The 22,466-nt window shown below is 69.7% G+C and carries 21 protein-coding genes; 13 read left to right on the top strand and 8 right to left on the bottom strand.

Annotated features, from left to right (window positions below):
• The first annotated feature begins 9 nt into the window (after positions 1–9).
• Positions 10–750, top strand: coding sequence for a LytTR family DNA-binding domain-containing protein (locus tag KIT86_RS12375; protein ID WP_297398751.1), 741 nt, complete (start codon positions 10–12; stop codon positions 748–750).
• A 201-nt stretch (positions 751–951) separates the two neighbouring features.
• On the opposite strand, the gene recJ is transcribed toward KIT86_RS12375, so the two are convergent.
• Entirely contained in the window at positions 952–2,688 is a 1,737-nt protein-coding gene (recJ, locus tag KIT86_RS12370) for a single-stranded-DNA-specific exonuclease RecJ (protein ID WP_297398750.1), read from the bottom strand.
• Positions 2,685–3,680, bottom strand: a complete 996-nt coding sequence (locus KIT86_RS12365; RefSeq protein WP_297398749.1) for a phosphoglycerate mutase — start codon at positions 3,678–3,680, stop codon at positions 2,685–2,687. The genes recJ and KIT86_RS12365 overlap by 4 nt, the downstream gene beginning before the upstream one ends.
• A gap of 52 nt (positions 3,681–3,732) precedes the next feature.
• Between KIT86_RS12365 and KIT86_RS12360 the strand changes: the two genes are divergently transcribed.
• Positions 3,733–4,989 carry a lipoprotein-releasing ABC transporter permease subunit gene (locus tag KIT86_RS12360; RefSeq protein ID WP_297398747.1) on the top strand — a complete coding sequence of 419 codons (1,257 nt, stop codon included), beginning with the start codon at positions 3,733–3,735 and terminating at the stop codon, positions 4,987–4,989.
• A complete protein-coding gene (gene lolD / locus KIT86_RS12355; RefSeq protein WP_297398745.1) occupies positions 4,982–5,656 on the top strand; it encodes a lipoprotein-releasing ABC transporter ATP-binding protein LolD in 675 nt (224 codons plus the stop codon). Before KIT86_RS12360 ends, lolD begins: the two co-directional genes overlap by 8 nt.
• 48 nt (positions 5,657–5,704) lie before the next feature.
• On the opposite strand, the gene KIT86_RS12350 is transcribed toward lolD, so the two are convergent.
• Positions 5,705–6,130, bottom strand: coding sequence for an META domain-containing protein (locus tag KIT86_RS12350; protein WP_297398743.1), 426 nt, complete (start codon positions 6,128–6,130; stop codon positions 5,705–5,707).
• Positions 6,131–6,210: 80 nt separating this feature from the next.
• On the opposite strand from KIT86_RS12350, the gene KIT86_RS12345 reads away from it, so the two are divergent.
• The 9 genes from KIT86_RS12345 (at position 6,211) to KIT86_RS12305 (ending at position 16,392) form a co-directional block, all read left to right on the top strand.
• Positions 6,211–7,044 carry a TatD family hydrolase gene (locus KIT86_RS12345; protein ID WP_297398741.1) on the top strand — a complete coding sequence of 278 codons (834 nt, stop codon included), beginning with the start codon at positions 6,211–6,213 and terminating at the stop codon, positions 7,042–7,044.
• Complete coding sequence (locus KIT86_RS12340) at positions 7,041–7,538, top strand: DNA-deoxyinosine glycosylase (RefSeq protein ID WP_297398739.1); 498 nt, start codon at positions 7,041–7,043, stop codon at positions 7,536–7,538. The genes KIT86_RS12345 and KIT86_RS12340 overlap by 4 nt, the downstream gene beginning before the upstream one ends.
• A 164-nt stretch (positions 7,539–7,702) precedes the next feature.
• Positions 7,703–8,485, top strand: a complete 783-nt coding sequence (locus KIT86_RS12335) for a spermidine synthase (RefSeq protein ID WP_297398737.1) — start codon at positions 7,703–7,705, stop codon at positions 8,483–8,485.
• Between the two features lie 7 nt (positions 8,486–8,492).
• Positions 8,493–10,310, top strand: a complete 1,818-nt coding sequence (locus tag KIT86_RS12330) for a GspE/PulE family protein (protein WP_297398735.1) — start codon at positions 8,493–8,495, stop codon at positions 10,308–10,310.
• 25 nt (positions 10,311–10,335) lie between these two features.
• Positions 10,336–10,842, top strand: a complete 507-nt coding sequence (locus KIT86_RS12325) for a tripartite tricarboxylate transporter TctB family protein (RefSeq protein ID WP_297398733.1) — start codon at positions 10,336–10,338, stop codon at positions 10,840–10,842.
• 22 nt (positions 10,843–10,864) lie between these two features.
• Complete coding sequence (locus KIT86_RS12320) at positions 10,865–12,430, top strand: tripartite tricarboxylate transporter permease (RefSeq protein WP_297398731.1); 1,566 nt, start codon at positions 10,865–10,867, stop codon at positions 12,428–12,430.
• 85 nt (positions 12,431–12,515) lie between these two features.
• On the top strand, positions 12,516–13,445 hold the full coding sequence (locus tag KIT86_RS12315) for a DMT family transporter (RefSeq protein ID WP_297398729.1): 930 nt from the start codon (positions 12,516–12,518) through the stop codon (positions 13,443–13,445).
• A gap of 16 nt (positions 13,446–13,461) precedes the next feature.
• Positions 13,462–14,259, top strand: a complete 798-nt coding sequence (locus tag KIT86_RS12310) for an SDR family oxidoreductase (protein WP_297398727.1) — start codon at positions 13,462–13,464, stop codon at positions 14,257–14,259.
• A gap of 204 nt (positions 14,260–14,463) precedes the next feature.
• Positions 14,464–16,392 carry a methyl-accepting chemotaxis protein gene (locus KIT86_RS12305; protein WP_297398725.1) on the top strand — a complete coding sequence of 643 codons (1,929 nt, stop codon included), beginning with the start codon at positions 14,464–14,466 and terminating at the stop codon, positions 16,390–16,392.
• A gap of 3 nt (positions 16,393–16,395) precedes the next feature.
• On the opposite strand, the gene KIT86_RS12300 is transcribed toward KIT86_RS12305, so the two are convergent.
• Positions 16,396–17,337 carry a DMT family transporter gene (locus tag KIT86_RS12300; protein WP_297398723.1) on the bottom strand — a complete coding sequence of 314 codons (942 nt, stop codon included), beginning with the start codon at positions 17,335–17,337 and terminating at the stop codon, positions 16,396–16,398.
• Positions 17,338–17,457: 120 nt separating this feature from the next.
• Here KIT86_RS12300 and KIT86_RS12295 point away from each other — a divergent pair, with 120 nt between their 5' ends.
• Complete coding sequence (locus KIT86_RS12295; RefSeq protein WP_297398721.1) at positions 17,458–18,453, top strand: quinone oxidoreductase; 996 nt, start codon at positions 17,458–17,460, stop codon at positions 18,451–18,453.
• 25 nt (positions 18,454–18,478) lie between these two features.
• On the opposite strand, the gene KIT86_RS12290 is transcribed toward KIT86_RS12295, so the two are convergent.
• The 4 genes from KIT86_RS12290 to KIT86_RS12275 all read right to left on the bottom strand — a co-directional run.
• The gene (locus KIT86_RS12290) at positions 18,479–19,627 is read right to left on the bottom strand and encodes an aminotransferase class V-fold PLP-dependent enzyme (RefSeq protein WP_297398719.1); all 1,149 of its coding nucleotides are present in this window, start codon (positions 19,625–19,627) and stop codon (positions 18,479–18,481) included.
• Positions 19,628–19,703: 76 nt separating this feature from the next.
• Positions 19,704–21,368, bottom strand: a complete 1,665-nt coding sequence (locus KIT86_RS12285) for a Na/Pi cotransporter family protein (RefSeq protein ID WP_297398718.1) — start codon at positions 21,366–21,368, stop codon at positions 19,704–19,706.
• A gap of 70 nt (positions 21,369–21,438) precedes the next feature.
• Complete coding sequence (lspA, locus tag KIT86_RS12280; protein WP_297398715.1) at positions 21,439–21,951, bottom strand: signal peptidase II; 513 nt, start codon at positions 21,949–21,951, stop codon at positions 21,439–21,441.
• On the bottom strand, positions 21,951–22,466 hold a 516-nt coding region (locus KIT86_RS12275; protein ID WP_297398713.1), incomplete at its 5' end, for a class I tRNA ligase family protein. The genes lspA and KIT86_RS12275, both read right to left, overlap by 1 nt.

Here is a 22,466-nt window from a genome sequence, read left to right as displayed (position 1 = left end):
GAGCGTGACATGGCACTGAAGGTACTGATCGTTGACGATGAAGCGCTGGCGCGGTCCCGGCTGCGCACGCTCTTGGGCGAATGCACCGAGCCACGGGCGGATGTGGTGGGCGAGGCGTCGAACGCGGTGCAGGCGATGGAGCAGATCCAGCGCACGGGCTGTGACCTGGTGATGCTGGACATCCACATGCCGGGCGTGGACGGCATGGCGCTGGCGAGCACCTTGCGCCAGATGGCGGCGCCGCCGGCGATCGTGTTCGTGACGGCGTATGCCGAGCACGCGGTGCACGCTTTCGAGCTGGAGGCGGTGGACTACCTGACCAAACCGGTGCGGCGCGAGCGGCTGCAGCAGGCCTTGCAGAAGGTGGTGAAGCTGCGCAGCGCGGGCGAGGGCGCGCAGGACGCGGGTCTGCCCGAGAGCCTGATCATCCAGGAGCGGGGCCGCAGCGAGCGGGTGGCGCTGGCCGATGTGATCTACCTCAAGGCCGAATTGAAGTACATCACGGTGCGCACGGCGGACAAGGAACACATCTTCGATGGCGCCCTGAGCGATCTGGAGCAGCGCTATGCCCACCTGTTCGTGCGGGTGCACCGCAACGCGCTGGTGTCGCGCCGGGCGGTCCGCGCCGTTGAGAAGCACAACGACCCGGTCGAGGGCGAGGGCTGGATGGTGCGGCTCGACGGGGTGGAGGAACGCCTGGCTGTTTCTCGCCGTCAACTGGCTGCGGTTCGTGAAGCCTTGATGAGCTGATTGTTTTCGTTGGCGGGGCTCCGGTCGCCGGCGGCTGGGGTGATCGCCTCCGCTCATGTCCCCCGAACCGGCTTCGCCGGTTCTACTCCTTTACTTCGCTGCGGCGATCACCCCAACCACCGTCGACCTCCAAGGCAGACGGCGCATTGCATGGGTGCGCTTGCCTGTCACAGGCGCGAGGTGCAACGAACAAAGGGAAGTTCAGACCTCCGCCGCCTCCACCAGAAACCGAACCCGCCGCTGCCCCTGCCACTCATCCGCATCCAGCCGGAAAGCGATCTTCACCCGCGCCGGCAATGGTTCCGTGTGGCCGAACCAGATGCCGTCCACCGGCTCGCCCTGGTGCTTGAGCTTCAGCGCCAGGTGCTTCTCGCCCACGAGGCGCTGCGACACCACCACCACCTCCTCGCAGAACACCGGCGGAGCAAAACCCTGGCCCCACACCTCCTGGTGCAGCGTGTCCACCAGATCCGCGCGCCGGTACTTCGTGTCGAGCGGGCCGTCCGCCTCCATTCGGCGCTGCAGCGTCGCGGCATCCAGCCACTCGTGCGCCACCTGCTGCAGGGCCGCTTCAAAGGTCTCCAGTTGCTCCTCGTCGATGGTGCAGCCCGCCGCCATGGCATGGCCGCCGAACCGCAACAACACGCCGGGGTGGCGTTTGGCCACCAGGTCGAGTGCGTCGCGCAGGTGAAAGCCCGCGATCGAGCGGCCCGAGCCCTTGAGCTCGTGCTCCTTGCCCTCGGCGCCGCTGGCGGCGAACACAAAGGTGGGGCGGTGCAGCTTGTCTTTCAGGCGCGAGGCCACGATGCCCACCACGCCTTCATGGAAGTCGGGGTCGAACACCACCAGCGCAGGCGGTGGCTCTTCCGATTCGTCGAACATCTCCTCGGCCATCTGCAGGGCCTGCTCGCGCATGTCGCCCTCGATGGCTTTGCGCTCGCGGTTGATCCCGTCCAGCGTGCGCGCGAGCTCGTCGGCGCGCAGCGCATCGTCGGTGGTCAGGCATTCGATGCCCAGCGTCATGTCGGCCAGCCGGCCCGCCGCGTTCAGGCGCGGGCCCAGGGCGAACCCGAAGTCGAAGCCGGTGGCGGCGGCCGGCTTGCGCGCGGCCGCGTTGAAGAGGGCCGTCATGCCCGCGGGCATCGCACCGGCGCGCACCCGCCTGAGGCCTTGCGCCACCAGGCGGCGGTTGTTGGCGTCGAGCTTGACCACGTCGGCCACGGTTCCCAGCGCCACCAGGGGCAGCAGGGTGTCGATCTTGGGCTGGTTCTGCGCCGTGAACACACCGCGCTCGCGCAATTCGGCCCGCAGCGCGAGCAACACGTAGAACATCACGCCCACACCGGCGATCGACTTGCTCTCGAAGGTGCAGCCCGGCTGGTTGGGGTTGACGATGATGCAGTCGGCGGGCAGGGCGATCTCCCCGCCCTTGAGCGCGGGCAGGTGGTGGTCGGTCACGATCACGTCCAGGCCCAGTTCGCGCGCGGCGCGCACGCCGTCCACGCTGGCGATGCCGTTGTCCACCGTCACCAGCACGTCGGCGCCCTGGGCCTTCACGCGCTTCGCGATCGAGGGGGTCAGGCCGTAGCCGTCGGTGACGCGATCGGGCACCAGGTAGTTCACCCGGTCAAAACCCATCGGCGCGCCCAGCAGGCGCAGGCCGCGCAGTCCGACCGCGCAGGCCGTGGCGCCGTCGCAGTCGTAGTCGGCCACGATGCAGATGGACTTGCCGGCGGCCATCGCGTCGGCCAGGGCGCGCGCGGCGTCCTGGGCGCCCAGCATGGAGGAGGGGGGCAACAGGCGCGCGAGCGCGTCGTCGAGCTCGTCCTTGCTGGTGATGCCGCGCGCGGCAAACAGGCGCGCCAGCAGGGGGTGCAGGCCGCTTTGCTCCAGCGCCCAGGCAGCACGGGGCGGGACGTCGCGGGTGATGATCTTCATAGGGTGTCCAGCGTCTTCCAGGCCGGGGCGGGGCCCAGCAGGTTCTTGATGAGGCGGCCGATGCGCGCGCCAGCGCCTCGGGGGGCGTTCGTGAAACGCTGTGCGGCGCGTTCGCCGCACAGGGTGAGGGTGAGCGGTTCGCCGCGCTGCGCGCGTGCGCGCCACTGCGCGATGGGGCCGGCGTCCAGCGCGGCCCAGGCCTGCCGCCACGCGGTCCAGTCGGCCTGCAGCGCGGCGCGGCGCAGGTCTTCAGGCTGGGTGGGCGGGGCTGCCGGCTTGACGGCACGGTCCAGCGCGCCAGCCCCGCTGACCCAGAAGCCGTTGACCGGGTGCAAACGCGCGGCCTCGCGCGCATCGTGCACGGCGTGGGTGTAGAACAGCATCTGCGCCTCGCTCTGCAGGCGCTTGAGCAACTGGCCACCGGCCGGGTTGGCCGTGCTCTCGGCCATCCAGGCTTCGACCGAGCGGCCGCTCACGCGGTCCAGGCTGGCGCAGGCGATGCCGCGCAGCGGTTCGCCGCGGGCGTGCCAGCGCGTGGCCGACTGGTAGGTGAGGGCGATGCCGTCCTCGGCGCAATAGGGCGCCAGGGCGTCGAACAGCGCGCGCGAGTGCTCGTCCGTCAGGCCCAGCTGATCGCCGGGCAGCAGCGTCACCTGTTCCATGCCGACCTGGAAATGGCAGGGCGTGAACCAGGCCTGGGGCGTGTCGGGCTGTGCGTCTTCCATGGCAGCCCAGGGAATCAGGCCATCGCCGAACGGGCAGCCGTCGGCGCGCACCAGGCCCAGCGCCTGCGCCAGCGCGCGCTCGTGCGGCGGGCTCAGGCTGTGGTCATCGCCTCCATCGGTGTAGACGGGCACCAGTTCGGCCAGCAGGGCGGTGAGCTCTGGCAAGGGCAGACCCGGCAGCGCGGCGCGGCAGGCGGGGTCGCTCGCGCTGGCGAAAGGAACCAGCAGGTGCGAGGAAGGCTCAGAAGCCGGGCGGGGGGTGGGCATGCCGTGATTGTCGGGGATGCCACAATGCCCGCTGCATCCCACCTCCTATTGCATGCAAACCCCTTACGAACTCATCCTGGGCTGGCGCTACACCCGCGCTGGCCGCGCCACCCGTCGCAACGGCTTCATCTCCTTCATCTCGGGCGTGTCCATGCTGGGCATCGCGCTGGGCGTGGCCGCGCTCATCATCGTGCTCTCGGTGATGAACGGCTTCCAGAAGGAGGTGCGCGATCGCATGCTCGGGGTGCTCTCGCACATCGAGGTGTTCGAGCCCAGCGGCCAGGCGATCCCCAACCTGGCCGACACGCTGGCCCGCATCGAGCGCCATCCCGAGGTGGTGGGCGCGGCGCCGTTCGTGGGGGCGCAGGCGCTGATCGCGCGCGGCGAGGACATAAAAGGCGCGCTGGTGCGCGGCATCGACCCCGCGCTCGAACCGAAGGTGACCGATCTGGCGGCGGAGCTGGCCGACACCATGCTGCCGCGCCTCGTGCCCGGCGAGTTCGGCGTGATCCTCGGCGGCGAGCTGGCGCGCAGCCTGGGCGTGATCGCGGGCGACAGCGTGACGCTGATCGCGCCCAATGGGCAGGTCACGCCAGCCGGCGTGGTGCCGCGCATCCGCCAGATGACGGTGGTGGGCACCTTCGATTCGGGCCACTTCGAGTACGACTCGGCCCTGGCCCTGCTGCACCAGGACGACGCCGCGCGCATCTTCCGCGTGGAAGGCCCCACGGGTGTGCGCGTGAAGATCAAGAACCTGCACCAGGCGCGCGAGGTGGCCCTGTCCATCGCCTCCGACCTCGACCCCGGCCTGCTGGTGCGCGACTGGACGCGCCAGAACCGCACCTGGTTCGCGGCCGTGCAGCTCGAGAAACGCATGATGTTCATCATCCTCACGCTGATCGTGGCCGTGGCCGCGTTCAACCTCGTGTCCACGCTGGTGATGACGGTGACCGACAAGCGCGCCGACATCGCCATCCTGCGCACGCTGGGTGCAAGCCCTCAGAGCATCATGGGGGTGTTCATGGTGCAGGGTGCCATGGTGGGCATCATCGGCACCGGCGCGGGCCTGCTGCTGGGCCTGGGCGTGGCTTTCAACATCGACACCCTGGTGCCCGCGCTTGAGCGCCTGCTGGGCGCGAGCTTCCTGCCGCAGGACATCTACCTCATCAGCCGCATGCCCAGCGACCCGCAGCAGACCGACATCCTGCCGGTCGCGCTGATCTCGCTGGTGCTGGCCTTCCTTGCCACCATCTACCCAAGCTGGCGCGCCAGCCGCGTGAACCCTGCCGAGGCCTTGCGCTATGAGTGACATCGTTCTCCAGGCCCAGGGCCTGACCAAGCGCTTCCAGGAAGGCCGGCTCGACGTGACCGTGCTCACGGGCGTCGATCTCACGGTGCGCGCGGGCGAGACCGTCGCCATCGTGGGCGCATCGGGTTCGGGCAAGAGCACCTTGCTGCACCTGCTGGGTGGGCTGGACGCGCCCACCAGCGGCAGCGTGGAACTGATGGGGCAGCGGCTCTCGGGCCTGAGCGCCACGCAGCAAGGCGCGCTGCGCAACGAGCACCTGGGCTTTGTCTACCAGTTCCACCACCTGTTGCCCGAGTTCAGCGCGCGCGACAACGTGGCGATGCCGCTGTGGATCCGCCGCCTGCCGCGCGCCGAGGCGGCGCAACGCGCCGAGCAGATGCTCGCGCGCGTGGGCCTGGGTGAGCGCCTGCACCACCGGCCGGCCGAGCTCTCCGGCGGCGAGCGCCAGCGCGTGGCGATCGCGCGCGCGCTGGTGACGCAACCGGCTTGTGTGCTGGCCGACGAACCCACCGGCAACCTGGACCGAAGCACCGCCGAAGGCGTGTTCCAGCTCATGCTGGCGCTGGCCCGCGACCAGGGCACGGCGTTCATCGTCGTCACGCACGACGAGGCCCTGGCCGCGCGTTGCGCCCGCGTGCTGCGGCTCACCGCGGGCGTGCTGACCTGAGGCGACCCGCTGCCGGCCGCGACCCGCGCGGCGGCGCGGCGTGCGGGCTCAGGGCTTCGTGCGGGTGAAGCGCAGCGGCTTGTCCAGCCCCTGCACGTGCATCAGCATCGTCCGGCCCTGCACTTCCAGTCGCTGCGCCTTCTGGAGCGCGTCGAGATAGCGCATTTCCTGGTCGTTCACGGCTTCGGGGCAGGCCATGCGCGTGCCGCCCAGCTGGCCGAAGGCCACGCGGTCCTGCATCAGGGTGTATGAGCCGAAGAAGCGGTTGCACGAGCTGTTGCCGGCCACGCGGCCGGCCTCAGGGAAGGCGAGCGTGGCCTGCACGCGGTCCAGCACGCCGCGCCCGCCCAGGTCTTCCAGTTGCCATTCGCTGCCCACCAGCGGCGCCGGCGCAGGCGCGCCGGGCAGGGCGCAGGCGCTGAGGACCAGCAGCGTGGGAACGGCGAGCCAGCCGAGGCGCGTGGTGTGTGACATGGTGATTTCCTTTCTTGCTTGCATTCTTGTGAGCGGGCCGGTGCACGGGCGCTTGCCGGCACAATGGCCGTTATACCGCCATGTGGATCGACACACACTGCCATCTGGATGCGCCCGAGTTCGGCGCCGACCACGCCCTCGCTTTGAGCCTGCGCGCACTCGCGGCCGAGCGCGGCGTGGGCCGCTGCGTCATTCCCGCCGTGGCGCGCTTCAATTTCGACACCGTGCGCCTGCTCGCGCACCGGTTGGGCGACGCCTATGCGCTGGGCATTCATCCGCTGTGCGTGCCCCAGGCGTCGGAGGACGACCTCACGGCGCTGGACGCCGCGCTCACCGAACACCGCGACGATCCCCGCCTGGTGGCGGTGGGCGAGATCGGTCTGGACTTTTTCGTGCCCGAACTCTGCACCCCCGAGATGCGCGAGCGGCAGGCCGTCTTCTACCGCGCGCAACTGCGGCTGGCGCGAAAGCACGGCCTGCCGGTGATCGTGCACGTGCGGCGCAGTGCCGATGGCTTGCTCAAGCACCTGCGCGAGTTGCCGGTGGCCGGCATCGCCCATGCCTTCAACGGCAGCGAGCAGCAGGCGCAAGCCTTCATCGACCTGGGTTTCAAGCTGGGTTTCGGCGGTGCGTGCACCTTCGAGCCCGCGCGCCAACTGCGACGGCTCGCGACGGAACTGCCTCTATCGGCCCTGGTAATGGAAACCGATGCGCCGGACATTCCGCCGCAGTGGCTGTATGTAACGGCCGCCGAGCGCGAGGCGGGTCGTGCGCAGGGCATCAACAGTCCGGCGGAGCTGCCACGCATCGGGACGGTGGTGGCGGATTTGCGTGGTGTGTCGGTGGACGCGCTCAGGCAGGCCAGCACCGCGAACGCGCTGGTGGCCTTGCCGCGTCTGGGTGCCTTGCCATGAGCCGGCTGGAGGGTTTGGCGCCGATCCTGAGCCCGGACACGCGGGTGCTGGTGCTGGGCAGTTTCCCTGGTGTGGCGTCCTTGCGGGCGCAGCAGTATTACGGCCATCCGCAGAACCATTTCTGGAAGATTCTGGGGGCTTTGTGGGCGCTGCCCTTGCCCGCGATGCCGTATGGGGAACGGGTGGTGGCGTTGCGCGAGCACGGGCTGGGGGTGTGGGATGTGTACGGGGCCTGCGAGCGCGAGGGCAGTCTGGACGCCGATATCCTGAATGCGGAGCTGAACGATTTTTCGATGGTGCTTCGTGAGTGTCCGCTGCTGGAGGCGATTGCTCACAACGGAGGAGAGAGTTTCCGGCACGCGCGGCAAACGCAGAAGCTGGGGGTGCCGGTGTACCGGCTGCCTTCCACGAGCCCGGCGAATGCCAGCTGGAGTTTTGATCGCAAGCTGGCGGCCTGGGCCGAGGTGCTGCGTCGGCATGGGGTGGGTGGTTGATTTCTCTCGGATGACCTCACGGGCCCGGGGCGAACCGCAGGGAGCCGCCGGAGAAAAACGCATCCCGACACTGTGTTCATAATCGTCCTCCCAAGGCCAGATACCCAGATGCAGCACTCCCCCCACCCCTCCGAACATTTCCCGCGTGACAGCGAGGGCAAGGCATGAAGGCCGGCGCCAACGCCGCCGCGCGCGCAAGGCGCGCCGCACAGACCCTGCCGGACGTGACCATCTCCGAAGACAGCGAAGTCCGCTTCCTGCACCTGGGCACCGAATGGATCCAGGGCTCGATGCTGCTGGAGTCGCCGTTCGACATTGAACTCGACTACGTGCAGCGCATGATGGCCTGGCTGCTGTTCGTCGAGCCGGACTCGGTGTCCAAACGCCGCGCACTGCAGCTGGGCCTGGGCTCGGCCGCGCTCACCAAGTTCTGCTTCAAGAAGCTGCGCATGGACACCACGGCCATCGAAATCAACCCCCAGGTGGTCGCGGTGTGCCGGCAGTGGTTCAAGCTGCCCGCCGACGGGCCGCGCCTGCGCGTGCTGCTGGCCGACGCCGGCGAAGAGATCCGCCGTGCCGACCACGTGGGCGCCTACGACGCCTTGCAGGTGGACCTCTACGACCACGAAGCCGCCGCACCCGTGCTCGACAGCCCCGACTTCTACGCCGACTGCCGCGCGGCGTTGACCGATGACGGCTGCCTCACCGTCAACCTCTTCGGCCGCGACGCCAGTTACGAGCGCTCGCTGCAAAGCCTCTGCGCCGCCTTCGGTGCCGATGCGGTGTGGGCCTTCAAGCCCACGCGCGAGGGCAACACCGTGGTGCTGGCCCAGCGCACCGCCGAGCGGCCCACCCGCATGGCCCTGCTGGCCCGCGCCGAGGCGGTGCAGGCGCGCTGGGGTTTACCCGCTGTGAAGTGGCTGCGGCTGTTCAAACCGGTATCCTGAGCGACGCATGAAGACCTCGCCGACGTCACCGCCGCAGAAGACCATGGCATTCGATGGCCCGCTTGACTGGCGCAGCCTGGTCGGCTGGTTGCGCGAGGACGGCGTGATCTCCGCCGAGGAGGCCGAGCGCACCATCACGCGCTGCGCCTCGGCCCACAGTTCGCAGCACCCGCTGCAGAGGCTGGCGGTGGTGGGCATGGCGCGCATGGCCGACCAGCACGTGCTCGACGTCGAGATGCTTGCACAGTGGCTCGCCAAGCGAAGCGGCCTGGAGTACATGCGCATTGACCCGCTCAAGGTCGATGTGGGCAAGGTGGCCGACGTGATGAGCGCGGCCTATGCCGAGCGCCACAAGGTGCTGCCGGTGCTGGTGAGCCCGACCGAGGTGGTGGTGGCCACGGCCGAGCCTTATATCCGCGACTGGGTGCCCGAGGTGGAGCGCCAGACGCGGCGCAGCGTGCGCCTGGTGCTCTCCAGCCCGCAGTCCATCAAGAGCTTCACCGGCGAGTTTTTCGCGCTGGCCAAGTCGGTGCGCGCGGCGAGCAAGAGCGGCGCGCCAGGCGGCTTCGGCAGCTTCGAGCAACTGGTGGAGCTGGGCAAGGCCAACAAGCAGCTCGATGCCAACGACCAGGGCGTGGTGCAGGTGGTGGACTGGCTCTGGCAGTACGCCTTCGACCAGCGCGCCAGCGACATCCACCTCGAACCGCGGCGCGAGCAGGGCGTGATCCGCTTCCGCATCGATGGCGTGCTGCATCCCGTCTACCAGATGCCCATTGGCGTGATGAACGCCATGACCGCGCGCATCAAGCTGCTGGGCCGCATGGACGTGGTCGAGCGCCGCCGCCCCCAGGATGGCCGCATCAAGACCCTGCGCCCGGGCGTGGGCGGCGCGCGCGGTGACGAGGTGGAGATGCGGCTGTCCACGCTGCCCACGGCGTTCGGCGAAAAGCTGGTCATGCGCATCTTCGACCCCGAGTCGACGGTGAAGGACCTCGGCGCGCTGGGCTTCGCCGCGCACGACGCGCAGCGCTGGGAGAGCCTGACGCGGCAGCCACACGGCATCGTGCTGGTGACCGGGCCCACGGGTTCGGGCAAGACCACCACGCTGTACGCCACGCTCAAGCGCCTGGCCACGGAAGAGGTCAACGTAAGCACGGTGGAAGACCCGATCGAGATGATCGAACCGGCCTTCAACCAGACCCAGGTGCAACCGCACCTCGATCTCGATTTCGCGCAGGGTCTGCGCTCGCTGATGCGGCAGGACCCGGACATCATCATGGTCGGCGAGGTGCGCGACCTGGCCACCGCCGAAATGGCGGTGCAGGCGGCGCTCACCGGCCATCTGGTGTTCACCACGCTGCACACCAACGACGCGCCTTCGGCCATCATGCGGCTGATGGAGCTGGGCATCCCGCCCTACCTCATCAATGCCACCGTGCTGGGCGTGCTCGCGCAGCGCCTGGTGCGCACGCTGTGCCCGGCCTGCCGCAGGCCGCAGGACCAGGACGAAACCGCGGCCTCGCGGGCGAGCCTGACCGAGCTGGTCAAGCCCTGGCAGGTCAGCGGCAGCTACCGCCCCTACCAGCCGGTGGGCTGCGTGGACTGCCGCATGACCGGCTTTCGCGGCCGCATGGGCCTGTACGAGTTGCTGGTGGTCACCGAGGCCTTCAAGGACAAGGTCAGCCGCGAGCCCGTGCTCGATGCGCTGCGCCGCCAGGCCGTGCAGGATGGCATGCGGCCGCTGCGCCTGGCGGGCGCGGCGCGCGTGGCCGAGGGCCTGACCACCATGGACGAAGTGCTGGCCTGCACGCCGCCCGTGCAGTAAGCCGCCGGCGCGACCGCAGCGACGCATGATCAAGAACCTGCAGGACTTTCTGGCCGGGTTGCTGTTCCTGGCCCTGGGCGTTGGCTTCGGCTGGGCCGCCTCGCGCCATGCGCTGGGCTCCGCGGCCGACATGGGCCCGGGTTTCGTGCCGCTGCTGCTCGGCCTCGTGCTGGCGCTGCTGGGGCTGCTCATCCTGTTCAAGGCGCTGACCTTCGAGGCCCTGGGCGGCGGGCGCGTGAGGCACTGGGGCTGGCGGCCCTTGCTGCGCCTGCTCGGTGGTCTGCTGTGGCTGGCCTTTTGCAGCGGGCCAGAGCAGTGGCCGTGGGTCGGCACCTGGTTCACCGGCTGGCCCACGCTGGGCCTGGCGGCGGGCGCAGCGGGCCTGGTGCTGGCGGTCGTGCCGGGCGAGCCTGAGGGCGCCAGCGGGCGCGTGTGGCTGTGGGCCATCGCGCTGTCGGCGGCGGTGTGCGCGCTGTGGGTGGGCCCCCTGGGGCTGGATCTGCCGGTGTGGCCCACGCGCGCCATGCACTGAGCACGACACGGGATCGCACGGCATGGTGGACTTTTCCTGGTGGGATTCGCTGGCGCAGGGCCTGGCCGCGGTGTGGGGCTGGCAGGCGCTGGGCCTGATTGCGCTTGGCGTGGTGGTGGGCAGCGTGTTCGGCGTGCTGCCGGGCCTGGGGCCGGTGGCTGCCATCGCGCTGTTGCTGCCGGCCACGCTGGGCCTGCCCTCGCTGCCCGCGCTGCTGGTGCTCGCCGGGGTCTATTACGGCGCGCAATACGGCGGCTCGCTGCCGGCCATCGTGCTCGACCAGCCCGGGGAGGCTTCTTCGGTGATGACCAGCCACGACGGGCATCCGATGGCCTTGCAGGGCCGCGCTGGCGTGGCGCTGGCCACGGCGACCATCAGCTCGTTTGCCGCTGGCTGCCTTGCCGTCACCCTGGTGGCGCTGCTCGCGCCGGCGGTGGTGTCGCTGGGCCTGCAGTTCGGCGCGGCCGAGCGCTTCCTGCTGCTGGTGGTGGGGCTGGTGGGCGCGACGGTGCTGGCCTCAGGCTCGTTCCTCAAGGCGCTGGCCATGACGGTGCTGGGCCTGCTGCTCGGCCTGATGGGCTGGGACGCGCACACCGGCACCGCGCGCTTCGTGCCCGAAGCACTGGAGCCCTGGATGGGGCGCCAGCATGGCCTGACCGAAGGCGTGGGCTTCATTGCGCTGGCGCTGGGATTCTTCGTGGTCGCGCCGGTGGCGGCCGAGCTGGCAGGCCTCTCCGCCCTGGCCCCTGCCGCGCCAGCGCGCGACACGCCCTCGGCCGCACCGGTGGTCTCGGGCCTGTCGACGCGGCCCACGCGCGAGGAACTCGCGGACGCGCTGCCGGCCTTGCTGCGCGGCACGGCCCTGGGTGCGGTGCTCGGTGTGGTGCCGGGGGGTGGCGCGCTGCTGTCTTCGCTGGCGGCGTACCGGCTGGAGGTGGTGGTCTCGCGCCAGCGCACGCCGCCGCTGGGCCAGGGCAACCTGCGCGGCGTGGCCGCGCCGGAGGCCGCCAACAACGCGGGCGCTCAGACCGCCTACCTGCCCATGCTCGCCCTGGGTCTGCCGCCCAATGCCGTGATGGCGCTGCTGCTGGGCGCGCTCGGGTTGCACGCCATCGAGCCCGGTCCCTCGGTCATGGGCGTGCAGCCCGCGCTGTTCTGGGGCTTGCTGGTGTCGATGTGGGTGGGCAACCTGCTGCTGCTGTTGCTCAACCTGCCGCTGGCCCGCTGGTGGGCACCCGCGCTGCTGGGCGTGCTGCGGGTGCCGCGCCGCGCGTTGCTGGCCGGCCTGCTGGTGGCCGCGGGCCTGGGCGCGCTGGCGCTCGGGCCGCACGGCTGGGGCGTGTGGCTGGTCATGGGGCTGGGCCTGCTGGGTTTCTTGCTCCAGCGCCTGGGCTGCGAGGGCGTGGCGCTGTTGCTGGGCTTTGTGCTCGCCCCAGGCCTCGAAGAGCAGCTGCGCCGCACGCTGAGACTCTCTCGCGGCGACTGGTTCGTGTTCCTGGAGCGGCCGGTGTCGGCCCTGCTCCTGATGGTGGCCATTTTGCTGCTGCTGGTCGTGGTGCTGCAGCCGCGCCGCCGCGCGCCGGACTGAGGCACGCGGCCTGCCATCGCCAAAGACGAAGCCCCGCGTGCCGCCGGCCCTTCGCGGCGCCGGGATAATCGGCCGGATGCCCGCCGTGCCTTCCACTTCCCATCCCTCGCCCCACCTGGCCACCGGCCTGCTGCTGGCCAGCGCGGGCTCCATCGCCTTCAGCGGAAAGGCCATCATCGTCAAGCTGGCCTACCGCCATGGGGTCGATGCGGTCACGCTCATCATGTACCGCATGCTGTTCGCACTGCCCCTGTTCCTGGCGCTGGCCTGGTGGGCCAGCCACCGGCCTGGCGGCGCGAAGCCGGCGCCGCTGACGCGGCGCGACTGGGTGGGCGTGGCCGGCCTGGGCTTCACCGGGTACTACCTCGCGAGCTTTCTGGACTTCTGGGGCCTGCAGTACGTCAGCGCGAGCCTGGAGCGCCTGATCCTGTACCTCAACCCCACGCTGGTGCTGGTGCTGGGCTGGGTGCTCTACCAGCGGCGCATCACCGGCCTGCAGGCCATGGCCATGGCCGTGAGCTATGCGGGCGTGTTGCTCGTGTTCGGCCACGAGGCTGGCTTCCAGGGGCCCGACGCGTGGCTGGGCGCGGCGCTGGTGTTCGCCAGCGCCGTGAGCTACGCGATCTACCTCGTGTACAGCGGCGAGCTTGTGAAGCGGCTGGGCTCCATGCGGCTGGTCGGCCTGGCCACCAGCGTGGCCTGCGTGCTGTGCCTGTTGCAGTTCGCGCTGCTCAGGCCCATGAGCGCGGCGGCCGTGGCGCCCGAGGTCATCTGGCTCTCGCTGCTCAATGCCACGCTGTGCACCTTCGCTCCCGTGATGATGGTGATGATGGCGATCGAGCGCATCGGCGCCGGGCTGTCGGCACAGACCGGGATGATCGGTCCCATGTCCACCATCGTGATGGGCGTGGTGATTCTGGACGAACCCTTCAACCGCTGGATCGTCGCGGGCACGGTGCTCGTGCTCGGCGGCGTGTTCCTGGTGACGCGCTTTGGCTCGGCACCGAAAAGATAACTTCTGGAGAACTCACATGGATCTGGGCATCAAGGGCAAATGGGCGCTGGTATGCGGCGCGAGCAAGGGGCTGGGCCTGGGCTGCGCGCAGGCGCTCGCGGCCGAAGGCGTCAACGTGGTGCTGGTGGCGCGCGGCGCGGCCACGCTCGACGCGGCGGTGAGCGCGTTGCGGGCGGCGGCACCCGGTGTGAGCGTGCTGGGGGTGGCCGCCGACATCACCGCAGCCGAAGGCCGCGCGGCCGCGCTGTCGGTGGCGGGTGGGCCGGGCAAGGCTTTCGACATCCTGATCAACAACGCAGGTGGTCCGCCGCCGGGCGATTTCCGCTCCTGGGATCGCGACGACTGGATCCAGGCGCTGGATGCCAACATGCTCACGCCGATCGAACTCATCAAGGCGTTGGTGGACGGCATGGCGCAGCGCGGTTTCGGCCGCATCATCAACATCACCTCGGGCGCGGTGAAGGCGCCCATTGGCATCCTGGGCCTGTCCAACGGCGCCCGCAGCGGTCTCACGGGCTTCGTGGCGGGCACCGCGCGCAGCCCGCTGGCCGCGCAGGGCGTGACCATCAACAACCTGTTGCCTGGCGCGTTCGAGACGGACCGCCTCAAGACCACCTTGGCCGGCGCCGCGAGCAAGTCCGGCCAGCCCTTGGAGGCCGTGATGGAATCGCGCCGCAGCACCATCCCTGCCAAGCGCTTTGGCCAGCCGCAGGAGTTCGGTGCGATCTGCGCTTTCCTGTGCAGCGTGCACGCGGGCTACATGACGGGCCAGAACGTGTTGGCCGACGGCGGCGCCTACCCAGGCACCTTCTGAGGCCTCGCGGCGCCGTCGCACCAGGCTTGTGCGAGGGCGTGCCGGGGCGGTGAAAACGCACCACCGACGCGCATTTTCCGCACCGTTTCCATGCGGTTTGGCGGGATGAGCATCGCCGTGGACAAGGCGTGCGCGAATGCCTCAACTTGTGGGGAGGGCCGTCGATAGTGGGACCACGTTCAACCCCTCTTTCGATCGGCCCGCATGTCTTCCCTGGTTCGAAATCTGCGCCTGGCCCACAAGCTCCTTCTGCTCGGCCTCATGGCCGCGCTGCTGGTGGCTGTGCCCTTGACGGCTTATGTGCGCGACGCGCTGGGTGGGCTTGCCGCCATCGACGCCGAGCGCCAGGGCCTGGCGCCCTCGCGCTCGCTGCTGGAGGTGGTGCGCCTGGCGCAGATCCACCGGGGCATGACGGCCACCGTGCTCGGTGGCAAGGCCGATGCAGAGCCCCAGCGCCAGGCGCGCGCGGCCGAGGTGCTGCAGGCGGTGCAGCGCTTCGAGGCGCTGCTGGCCAGCGGGGTGGATGACGCGCGCATCCGCCGCGACTGGCGCGCGGTGGCCGAGCAATGGCAGTCGCTGTCGCAGGCCGTGGCCGCGCGCGGCGTCTCCGGCCCGGAGAGCTTCGCGCGCCACACCGCGATGATCTCGGGCCTGATCGAACTCAACGACCGCGTGTCGGACCACTTCGGGCTGACCGCCGACCCGGACAAGTCCACCTACTTCCTGGTCATCGGCACGCTGCAGCAGATGCCGCGCCTGACCGAGATGCTGGGCCAGGCGCGTGCGCGCGGCTCCGCGCTGCTGGTGCGCCAGTCGGCCACGCCGGAGGAGAAGGCGCAGATCGCCAGCCTGGTCGAGCGCGCGCGGGTGGGGGCGCGCGAGCTCGACGTCAGCCTGGAGAAGGCCTTCGAGCACGACGCCAGCCTCCAGGCCCGCCTGGCGGCTTCGCACGCGCAGGCGCGCGGGGAATTCGAAGCGGCGCTCAGGCTGGCGCGCGAGCAGATCATCGAAGCGCCCGTGCTGCAGTACGCATCGGCCGACTACTTCAAGGCCACCACCACCGCGATCGACGGCATGTACGGCCTGAGCGAGCGCGCGACAAAGGAACTGGGCGTGGAGATCGATCGCCGCTACACCGAGCAGCGGGGCGAGCTGGGCTGGGTGCTGGGCAGCATCGCGGCGCTGCTGGGCGCAGGGGTGGCCTTCGCCCTCGCGATCGGCCGCTCGATCACGCGTGCGGCGGCGCTGGCGCGCACGGTGGCAGCCCGGGTGGCGGCTGGCGACCTGAGCCAGGCCGTGCCCCAAGGCGGCGGCGACGAGATGGGCCAGCTGTTGCAAGCCATGTCGGCCATGCAGGCCGAACTCACGCGGGTGGTGGGCAGCGTGCGCGGCAGCGCGCAGGGCGTGGCCACGGCCAGTTCGCAGATGGCGCAGGGCAACCACGACCTGTCCGCGCGCACCGAGCAGCAGGCGTCGGCGCTGGAGGAAACCGCCGCGTCCATGGAAGAGTTGAGCGCCACCGTGAAGCTCAATGCCGAGAACGCGCAGCAGGCCAACCAGCTGGCGATCGGCGCCTCTGAAGTGGCGGTGCAGGGCGGCGAGGCCGTGGCGCGGGTGGTCGACATGATGAAGGGCATCAACGACAGCAGCCGCCAGATCGCCGACATCATCAGTGTGATCGACGGCATCGCCTTCCAGACCAACATCCTGGCCCTGAATGCGGCGGTGGAGGCCGCGCGCGCAGGCGATCAGGGCCGGGGCTTTGCCGTGGTGGCGGCCGAGGTGCGCGGCCTGGCGCAGCGCAGCGCCGCCGCAGCCAAGGAGATCAAGGGCCTGATCGGTGTGAGCGTGGACCGGGTGGAGCAGGGCACGGCGCTGGTGGACCGCGCGGGCAGCACCATGGGCGAGGTGGTGAGTTCGATCCGCCGTGTGACCGACATCGTGGGCGAGATCAGCGCGGCCAGCCGGGAGCAGAGCGAGGGCGTATCGCAGGTGGGTGAGGCCGTGACGCAGATGGACCAGGCCACGCAGCAGAACGCCGCGCTGGTGGAGGAAAGCGCCGCTGCGGCGCAGAGCCTGAAGTCGCAGGCCGAGCAGCTGGTGCAGGCCGTGGCGGCGTTCAGGCTGGCCTAGAGATCACCTGCGCGACGACACCAGGATGCCGCCGACGATCAGCACGAAACCGAGCGCATGGTAGAGCCGGGGCGGCTCCCCCAGCAGGGTGGCCGAGAGCAGGGCGGCGAACAGCGGCGTGAGGTTGTTGAAGAACGAGGCCATGGCCGGTCCCACGCGCGCCACGCCCGCACCCCAGCAGCGGTAGGCCACGAGCGAGGGGCCCACGGCCACGTACACCAGCGCGGCGGCCAGCGGCCAGCCCCACTGGATGTGGCCTTGCCCTTCGGCCAGCGCGGGCAGCGTGAGCCACTCGCCGGCGGCGAACAGGCCGGACCACATCACTCCCATGACGATCTGTGCAAGCAGGAAGGCGGCCCAGTCGGCCTTGATGTGCGCGGGCTCGGTGCCGGGCCTGGGGCGCACCAGCAGCCAGCTGTACCAGGCCCAGAGCAGCGAGGCCAGCAGCATCCAGCCATCGCCCGGCACCAGCTTGACGGCCAGCAGGTGGTCGAGCTCGCCGTGCGAGAGCACCACCGCCACACCGCAGAGCGAGAGCAGGGCGCCCAGCGCCGCGCGCCGGGAGACGGCCACGCCGTAGAAGACGCGGCCCAGCAGCAGCATCCACACCGGCATGCTGGCCGCGACCAGCGTGACGTTCATGGGGGTGGAGGTCTTCAGGGCCACGTACTGGAAGGCGTTGTAGCAGCCCACGCCCAGCAGACCCAGCAAGGCGAAGCGCCGCCAATGCGGCCACAGGCCCTGGGGGCCCGGGCGCAGCACCTGGCCGGCGAACGGCAGCAGCAGCATAAAGGCCAGGGTCCAGCGCAGGAAGTTCAGCGTGACCGGGGGCACCACACCCTGCATCATGCGGCCCACCACCGCGTTGCCCGCCCACATCAAGGGCGGAACGACAAGCAGCAGGAGGGTGGTGGGGCTGAGGCGGGCACTGGCGTTCTGGGGCATGGCCCGCACTGTAACCGTGCACCCATGCCCGGCGATGGCCTGGGGGTGATGCGAAGCGGCTCCCGCGCCGCGGGCGTTTCGTGGCAGCATGGCCGTTTCAGAAACCCGAGGAGAACCGAGATGAGCGAGCAGACCAGCCGCGCCGTGCGCATCCACGCCGTGGGCGGCCCAGAACAACTGGTGATCGATACCGTGAGCGTGGGCGAACCCGGGCCGGGCCAGGTCCGCATCCGGCACCACGCCATCGGCCTGAATTTCATCGACGTGTACCAGCGCACCGGTCTGTACCCCTTCCCCATGCCCCTGTCACTGGGCATGGAGGGCGCGGGCGTGATCGAGGCGGTGGGCGAAGGCGTGACCCACCTCAAGGCGGGTGACCGCACGGCCTACGCGGCCAACCCGCCCGGCAGCTATTGCGATGTACGGGTGATGCCGGCGATGAACGTCTGCCGCTTGCCCGATGCCATCGATTTCGAGACCGGCGCGGCCATGATGCTCAAAGGCCTGACCGCCCAGTACCTGCTCAAGCGCTGCCGCCCCGTCGAGGGGCTGGAGGCGGGTGATTTCGTGTTGTTCCACGCGGCGGCCGGTGGCGTGGGCCTGATCGCCTGCCAGTGGGCCAAGTCGCTCGGTCTGCAGCTGATCGGCACTGCAGGCTCCGACGAGAAGTGCGCGCTGGCGCTGGAACACGGCGCGGCGCATGCCATCAACTACCGCACCGAGGACTTCGCCGCCCGGGTCAAGGACATCACCAACGGCCAGGGCGTGAAGGTGGTCTACGACTCGGTGGGCAAGGACACCTTCGACAAGTCGCTGGACTGCCTGCGCCCCTTCGGGCTGATGGCCAGCTTCGGCAATGCCTCGGGCCCCGTGCCGCCGTTTGCCCCTGGCATCCTGGCGACCAAGGGCTCGCTCTATGTGACGCGCCAGACCCTGTTCGCCCACATCACCAGCCGCGAGCGCACCCAGGCCATGGCCGATGACCTGTTCGCGGTGGTCGAGGGCGGCAAGGTGAAGGTGCGCATCGATCAGCGCTTTGCCCTCACCGATGTGCAGGCCGCGCACAAGAGCCTGGAGGCGCGCGCCACCACCGGCTGCACGGTGCTGTTGCCGTAAAAAAAGCGGCCGAGGCCGCTGGGTTTCAGGCGGGCTGGGCCACCCTTGGGGCCACCTCCGCCAGGGCCCGCTCCAGATGCCGCAGCGTGGCCGGCACGTCGTGCCACTTGTCCAGGCCGAACAGCCCGATGCGGAAGGTCTTGAAGTCCGGGCCTTCGTCGCACTGCAACGGCACGCCGGCGGCGGTCTGAAGGCCTTGCGCGAGGAATTTCTTGCTCGACTGGATGTCCGGGTCGGTGGTGTGACTCACCACCACGCCTGGCGCTTGGAAGCCGCTGGCGGCCACGCTGGGAAAGCCGTGGCGCACGAGCAGGGCGCGCACCTGCGCGCCCAACGCGATCTGTTCCTGCCGAACGCGCTCGAAGCCGTAGGCCTCGGTTTCCTTCATGGTCTCGCGCAGGCGCGTCAGCGCATCGGTGGGCAGGGTGGTGTGGTACGCGTGGCCGCCGCCTTCGTAGGTCTCCATGATCTGCAGCCACTTCTTGAGGTCCATGGCGAAGGTGGTGCTCTGGGTGGCGTCGATGGCGCCGCGGGCGCGTTCGCTGAGCATCACCATGGCGCAGCAGGGCGAGCTGCTCCAGCCCTTCTGCGGGGCCGAGATGAGGATGTCGACACCGGTGGTTTTCATGTCCACCCACATCGCGCCGGAGGCGATGCAGTCAAGCACGAACAGCCCACCCACGGCGTGCACCGCATCGGCCACGGCCTTGAGGTAGTCGTCGGGCAGGATCATGCCGGCGGCGGTCTCCACGTGCGGTGCGAACACCAGGGCCGGCTTTTCGCGCGCGATGGTGGCCACCACCTCTTCGATCGGCGCGGGCGCCCATGGGGCCTGGGCGCCTTCGCCCGTTGGGCGGGCCTTGAGCACGGTGTGGCTGGCGGGGATGCCGCCCATGTCGAAGATCTGCGTCCAGCGGTAGCTGAACCAGCCATTGCGGATGACCAGCACGTGTCGGCCGTGCGCAAACTGGCGCGCCACCGATTCCATGCCGAAGGTGCCGCTGCCCGGCACCAGCACGGCGGCGTGGGCGCCATAGACGCGCTTGAGCATGGCCGAAATGTCGGTCATCACGCCCTGGAAGCGTTTGGACATGTGGTTGAGCGCGCGATCGGTGTAGACGACCGAGAACTCGAGCAGACCGTCGGGGTCGATGTGGGGCAGCAGTCCGGGCATGTTGTCTCCTGTGTCGGGCGCAAAAACGGAGGGCCAGCGTAGCACAGCCCTCCCGGGCTTGCAGCCGTGCGGTCGCTCAGAGCCGGCTGGCGTGCGACGGCGGGGTCGCCTCGCGCAGGCGGCTCGGTGCCAGCACGCCCGCGCTGTCGAGAATGGGGTAGGCGATCGAGCAGATGTGCGAGTTGATGCGCTTCAAGTCGCTGATGAGGTCCAGGTGCAGCGAGCTCGTGTCCATGCTCTGCGGGGTCATGCCCGAGAGCCGGTCCAGGTGGGTGGCGGCGTACTCGCGCTCCATGTCGCGAAATCGCACTTTCTCTTCGACCAGCTTCTGGGCATCGCGCACGTTGCCGTTGAGGAACACGCTCATGCCCAGGCGCAGGTTGTCGAGCAGGCGCGCGTGCAGTTCGGTGATCTCGGCCATGCCGGCTTCGGAGAAGCTGCGGCCCTTGCGGATCTTTTTGTCCTCGATGTCCAGCAGCACGCGCTCGACCGTGTCGCCGATCTGCTCCATGTTGATGGTGAAGCTGATGATGTCGGTCCAGCGCCGGCTTTCCGCCTCGCTGAGTTGCTGGCGCGAGATCTTGGTGAGGTAGTACTTGATCGACGAGTAGAGGTTGTCGACGGTGTCGTCGAGCTTGCGCAGGTCCTGCGAGAGCTTGGCGTCGTTGTTGCGGATCACGGTGACCACGCCGCGCAGCATGGTCTCCACCACATCGGCCTGGTGCATGGCCTCGCGCGCGGCGCAGGAAATGGCCAGCGAGGGCGTGGCCAGGGCCGAGGGGTCGAGGTGGTTGGGCCGGTCCAGCGGGCTCTTGTCCTTCTTCAGCGGCAGCAGGCGGTTGACCAGGCGGGCCACCGGCTTGGTCAGGCCGATGAAGACCGCGCCCACCATGAGGTTGAAGCTCAGGTGGAACAGCACGGTGAGCGTGGCCGGGTCCTGCACCAGCGGCTGCATGACCTGCAGCCACAGGGGAATGAGCCAGATCGCGATGGCCACGCCCAGCACTTTGAACAGCAGGTTGCCCAGCGGCACCTGGCGGGTGCTGATGCCGGACTTGGCCGTGGTGATCACGGCCAGAATCCCGCTGCCCAGGTTGGCGCCGAGCACGATGCCCAGGGCCACGTCCAGCCCGACCACCTGCAGTGCGAGCGAGGACGCCAGCAGCACCACCGCGAGGCTGGAGTAAGCCACCACGGCCAGCGCGGCGCCCAGAAGGATCTCCAGCAGCAGGTCGCTGGTGAGCGAGGCCAGCATCAATTGCACGGCGGGGTTCTGCGTCAGCACGCTGGTGGCGGCCGAGATCAGCCGCAGGGCCAGCAGCATCAGGCCCAGGCCGATCAGCACGCGGCCGAAGTCGCCCACGGGGGTGCCCTGGCGCGAGATGAACAGCGTCACGCCCAGGAAGATGAAGAGCGGCGAGAGCCAGGACAGGTCGAAGGAGAACACCACCGCCATCAGGCTGGTGCCGACGTCGGCCCCCAGCATCACCGCCAGGGCGGCGGGCAGCGCGATCAGGCCGCGGCCGACGAAGGAGGCGGTGATGAGCGCGGTGGCTGTGCTGGACTGCACCACGGCCGTCACGCCCAGGCCGGAGAGGGCGGCGGTGAAGCGGTTGCCCATGCTCGCGGCGAGGAACTGCCGCAGGTTGCTGCCAAAGACGCGCAGCACGCCGGCTCGCACGAGGTGGGTGCCCCAAACCAGCAGGGCGATGGCCGCCAGAAGGTCCAACAGATGTTTCATGAACCTCAAAACTATACGCCCCGGGGCGAAGCCCCGTCGGCGGTGCGGACTCGCGGGGCCGCGCGGTGCCTCAGCGGCGGCGGCGCACGCGCAGGATCTCGTCCAGGATCAGGGTGGCGGCACCGACCGAAATCGCGATGTCCGCCAGGTTGAACGAGGGAAAGTGCCCGCCGGGGAACAGGCCGGCCAGGAAGGACCAGTGGAAGTCGAGGAAGTCCACCACGTAGCCATGCCACAGCCGGTCGATCACGTTGCCCAGGGCGCCGCCCAGGATGCACGACAGCGCGAACGCGAACAGCTTCTGGCCCGGGTGCGAGCGCAGCATCCAGACGATGAAGACGGCAGCGCCCACGCCCACGGCGGTGAAGAACCAGCGCTGCCAGCCCCCCGCGCCCGCCAGGAACGAGAATGCCGCGCCCGTGTTGTGCACGCGCACGAGGTTGAAGAAGCTGGTGACGGGCGTGCTGTCACCCAGCTGGTACACCGCGAGGATCCACTGCTTGGTGAGCTGGTCGGCCACCAGCAGGGCGGCCGCCAGGCCCAGCCAGGGCCAGAGGTGGCTGTTGGGGGTTTTGCTCGACATCAGGCCACCGTGCGCGCTTCGCCCGCGCCGAACAGGTTGCTGGTGCAACGCCCGCACAGCGTGGGGTGGGCGGTGTCCGTCCCCACATCGTCCCGGTAGTGCCAGCAGCGCTCGCACTTGGTGGCGCCAGAGGGCACCACCTGCACCGACAGTTCGTCGCCGGCCACGAGGTCCACGGCCGAGACGATCAGCGCGAACTTCAGGTCTTCACCGAGCGAGGCCAGCAGGGCGTGGTCGTCGGCCGGTGCCGTGAGGCGCACGTTGGCTTGCAGCGAGGCACCCACCTGACCGGCCGCGCGCAAGGTCTCGATCTCCTTGTTGACCAGGTTGCGCACCTCGCACAGGCGCGCCCACTTGGCCAGCAGCGCCTCATCGGCGCTGGGCAGCTGGGCGTAGGTCTCGAAGAAGATCGAGCCCCGGCTCTGGGCACCGGCCAGCACCGGCCAGGCTTCTTCGGCGGTGAAGCTCATGAACGGCGCCATCCAGCGCAGCATGGCGTGGGTGATCGGGTGCAG

It is taken from the genome of Hydrogenophaga sp. (genome assembly GCF_026125825.1).
Lineage (GTDB): Bacteria > Pseudomonadota > Gammaproteobacteria > Burkholderiales > Burkholderiaceae_C > Hydrogenophaga.
The sequence above is the reverse complement of the archived record's forward strand: the minus strand, read 5'-3'. Positions and strand labels throughout refer to the sequence as shown.

Coding starts and splice junctions, on each gene's coding strand:
- KIT86_RS12365 (WP_297398749.1), bottom strand. CDS start 3,680: ATGCCCACCCCCCGCCCGGCTTCTGAGCCTTCCTCGCACCTGCTGGTT.
- KIT86_RS12290 (WP_297398719.1), bottom strand. CDS start 19,627: ATGCCCGGACTGCTGCCCCACATCGACCCCGACGGTCTGCTCGAGTTC.
- KIT86_RS12285 (WP_297398718.1), bottom strand. CDS start 21,368: ATGAAACATCTGTTGGACCTTCTGGCGGCCATCGCCCTGCTGGTTTGG.
- KIT86_RS12360 (WP_297398747.1), top strand. CDS start 3,733: ATGCAAACCCCTTACGAACTCATCCTGGGCTGGCGCTACACCCGCGCT.
- KIT86_RS12330 (WP_297398735.1), top strand. CDS start 8,493: ATGAAGACCTCGCCGACGTCACCGCCGCAGAAGACCATGGCATTCGAT.
- KIT86_RS12300 (WP_297398723.1), bottom strand. CDS start 17,337: ATGCCCCAGAACGCCAGTGCCCGCCTCAGCCCCACCACCCTCCTGCTG.
- lspA (WP_297398715.1), bottom strand. CDS start 21,951: ATGTCGAGCAAAACCCCCAACAGCCACCTCTGGCCCTGGCTGGGCCTG.
- recJ (WP_297398750.1), bottom strand. CDS start 2,688: ATGAAGATCATCACCCGCGACGTCCCGCCCCGTGCTGCCTGGGCGCTG.
- KIT86_RS12325 (WP_297398733.1), top strand. CDS start 10,336: ATGATCAAGAACCTGCAGGACTTTCTGGCCGGGTTGCTGTTCCTGGCC.
- KIT86_RS12295 (WP_297398721.1), top strand. CDS start 17,458: ATGAGCGAGCAGACCAGCCGCGCCGTGCGCATCCACGCCGTGGGCGGC.
- KIT86_RS12340 (WP_297398739.1), top strand. CDS start 7,041: ATGAGCCGGCTGGAGGGTTTGGCGCCGATCCTGAGCCCGGACACGCGG.
- KIT86_RS12305 (WP_297398725.1), top strand. CDS start 14,464: ATGTCTTCCCTGGTTCGAAATCTGCGCCTGGCCCACAAGCTCCTTCTG.
- KIT86_RS12345 (WP_297398741.1), top strand. CDS start 6,211: ATGTGGATCGACACACACTGCCATCTGGATGCGCCCGAGTTCGGCGCC.
- KIT86_RS12320 (WP_297398731.1), top strand. CDS start 10,865: ATGGTGGACTTTTCCTGGTGGGATTCGCTGGCGCAGGGCCTGGCCGCG.
- lolD (WP_297398745.1), top strand. CDS start 4,982: ATGAGTGACATCGTTCTCCAGGCCCAGGGCCTGACCAAGCGCTTCCAG.
- KIT86_RS12310 (WP_297398727.1), top strand. CDS start 13,462: ATGGATCTGGGCATCAAGGGCAAATGGGCGCTGGTATGCGGCGCGAGC.
- KIT86_RS12350 (WP_297398743.1), bottom strand. CDS start 6,130: ATGTCACACACCACGCGCCTCGGCTGGCTCGCCGTTCCCACGCTGCTG.
- KIT86_RS12335 (WP_297398737.1), top strand. CDS start 7,703: ATGAAGGCCGGCGCCAACGCCGCCGCGCGCGCAAGGCGCGCCGCACAG.
- KIT86_RS12375 (WP_297398751.1), top strand. CDS start 10: ATGGCACTGAAGGTACTGATCGTTGACGATGAAGCGCTGGCGCGGTCC.